Origin of the sequence: Neobacillus pocheonensis, assembly GCF_050477905.1 — a bacterium.
In the GTDB taxonomy this organism is placed as follows: Bacteria; Bacillota; Bacilli; order Bacillales; family Cytobacillaceae; genus Neobacillus; species Neobacillus pocheonensis_A.
Map to the genome: position 1 here is coordinate 1 of NZ_JBCNAD010000070.1, position 2396 is coordinate 2396.

A 2396-nucleotide genomic window follows, 5' to 3' on the forward strand; every position below is an offset into this window, starting at 1 on the left:
TTCATACAGATAGGTAAGGCTTTGAAGTTATCGCTCCCTTTTCCCCCTGTTCACACCGTACGTGAAACTTTCGAATCATACGGCGTTCCAACTAATCCAATTTATTCGTTCTATGTATTAAGCAGACGAGTGCTGTTTTCCAAATTTAGATTATTTCATTTAGACATCTTAACCGTAGCTTATTTACTTTTTCTTTCTGCTTATTTGTAAGCTTTAAAGATTGTAAAAGAGTTTCTATTTTAACTATATCTTTAAGATGAATTAATTGGTGAATTGCTTTATGAACAATAATTAAGTTTGAATAACAATCATCTTTCGAAAGATAATAAGGATTTATGTGATGACAATGCCATTCATGAATCCCTAACTCTTCTCCTAATATGGCACATTTGCCATATTGGGCAATAAATTTACTGATTCGGTTGTCGTTATATTCAATGGATCTTTTTGGAATGTAATTTCTCATGATGTAAGAAAGCGTATTTTTATCAATAGCCTTTAGGCTATTATGAATTTTTGCTCTACCTTCGGCAGTAAAGTTACATATAACTTGGGAGAATCCAAGTGTCTTTTTCCAGCGTTGTGCGTGGAGGGGGACAAAAACCATTTTTTGTATCATATACAGTTTTGCCTTATATCCCTTGTATCTTTTCTGTAAGGTTTTAGTCATCTCATGGAAACTTGCCTCGGTTCTAATGTTCCTTAATTGATTATATAACGTTCTGCGGAGATGAGCGTTTAACTCATTCAGATTGATAGTGATGTTAGTAGCGACCGAGTAATAGTTTTGGATTCCCATGACGACAGTATTGAAGTTCCAAACTGTCTGAATGCAAGGCTTTTTCTTGATTCCTTTTATAGCTTCCTTAATCTTTAAAAAGGCGTTTTCTTTAGCCTTTTTCGACATATTGGATCTTGCTACATAGCCAAATCTTGTTTTTCCTTTCCTTACAACTTTCATTGAAAATCCAAGAAACTCGGAAGAGTTTTTCTTTAGATTAATAACCTTCGATTTCTCCTCACTTGTTTCCAAATGAAGTCTTTTTCTCAAGAAGTCTTTCAATGCGTAGTTCGTTTTTATAGCGTGTGACCTAGTTCGGCACATTACCTTGAAATCGTCCGCATAGCGGACGATGAAGCACTCTTTCAAAGCAGTCTTCTTTAAATGTTGATATTTACTTCCATTTGTAGAGTAAGTATACCTGCTTTCAAACGTTTCCCATTGGTCACTTATCCACCAATCCAATTCATTCAATACAATGTTTGAAAGTAAAGGTGATAGGATACCTCCTTGCGGAGTACCTTTTGTAGGAATACCTTCTCCTTCAATTTCTGCTTTTAATAGCCTGGAAATTATAGAGAGAAGTGATTTATCCCTTATACCTAGTGACCACATTTGTTTTAAAAGTTTACTGTGATTAACATTATCAAAGAAACCCTTAATATCAACATCAACACAATGATGGAGTCCAGACTGATTGATAAGAAATTCAAGCCTAGCTTTGGCATGATGAGTGCTGCGGTTCGGTCTAAATCCATAACTATGTTTATGGAATTTTGCCTCACAAATGGGCTCTAAAATTTGAAGTATGCATTGTTGAAAGATTCTATCCCAAATTGTTGGAATTCCCAAAGGTCTTGTTTTTTCTTTTCCTTTTGGAATGAATACACGCCTTACCGTTTGCGGTTCATACCATTTGAACATGGCTTGAACCTTTGCTATTACATCTTCCACTGTTAAATGTAAAATATCGTTAATGGTTAATTTATCTGTTCCCGCAGTTTTACTACCTGTGTTTCTTTTGATGTTTCGGTAGGCAAGTCGTATATTATCTTTAGAACTCATTAATTTTGTTAAGTCATAGAAGTGATGACCACTGACACTTTGAGCATATAGTCTGTCAAAACAATCTTGCATACTATAATATTCACTGTGTCTCAGTTTCTTCCGTTTCAATAAGTTGGTGACTCCCTTTCGGAGTTAAACCTCTTTTAGTCTTACAAGAACCTTATTAATCGATAAAGAACTGCCTTACTTGGTTGAATAAATCTTTATTAGTCTAGTGGCTATCCCTCCATGTGGATTAGACATTTCATTGGTACTGTGCCACCACTTTCACTGATATAAAGGCAAGTTATACAACAACTAGTTTCATTGTTTTCTTCCTTGCCAACGGTTCATTAGAAGTAAGTCCTCCACGTTATCAGCTTACAACGTTGAATTATATCTATTATAGAATGAACTTAGGTGCTTCCTGTAAGCCTGTTAGCATTCATACGCCTGCAACGTATCATGGATTTTCATATTAGTTAGTCTTACTAACCCACATCTAACCTCACAATTTGGTGATATACACATTTCTATGTATCGCAGTTATAGACCCGTACATTCAGAA

At 35.2% G+C, this 2396-nt stretch carries 1 protein-coding gene; it reads right to left on the reverse strand.

The annotated features are described in order from the left end of the window. Positions 1–145: 145 nt before the first annotated feature. The gene (gene ltrA / locus ABES02_RS27855) at positions 146–1918 is read right to left on the reverse strand and encodes a group II intron reverse transcriptase/maturase (RefSeq protein ID WP_430141062.1); all 1773 of its coding nucleotides are present in this window, start codon (positions 1916–1918) and stop codon (positions 146–148) included. Between the last annotated feature and the right edge of the window lie 478 nt (positions 1919–2396).